This window comes from Mycobacterium sp. RTGN4, assembly GCF_033804635.1.
GTDB lineage: Bacteria > Actinomycetota > Actinomycetes > Mycobacteriales > Mycobacteriaceae > Mycobacterium.
Genome location: NZ_JAPZLB010000052.1, coordinates 1 through 333 on the forward strand (window position 1 = coordinate 1; position 333 = coordinate 333).

General features: G+C 52.6%; 2 rRNA genes. Both read left to right on the forward strand.

The features are described 5' to 3' along the window. A 23S ribosomal RNA gene (locus tag SLQ30_RS33030) occupies window positions 1-92 on the forward strand; the annotation flags it as partial. 160 nt (window positions 93-252) lie between these two features. Further along, window positions 253-333 (forward strand): 5S ribosomal RNA (gene rrf / locus SLQ30_RS33035); the annotation flags it as partial.

Genomic DNA, 333 nt, shown 5'->3' on the forward strand with positions numbered 1-333 from the left:
GCCCCCCGCAGACCACGGGATCGATAGACCAGACCTAGAAGACTAGTAATAGTCGCAGGGAACTGGCACTAACCGGCCGAAAACTTACACACACCCCAACGGGTAACAAAAACCCCAATGTGGAAATCGTGTGTAACACCACAAACATGCCTCGCAACCACGAAACACGAATCAATGAAACATCACACCCCACCACCAAAAACACCACCCAATGGTGTTTTCACCAAGACACGGGGCTTAATTAAATAGAGTTACGGCGGCAACAGCGGCAGGGAAACGCCCGGACCCATCCCGAACCCGGAAGCTAAGCCTACCAGCGCCAATGATACTACC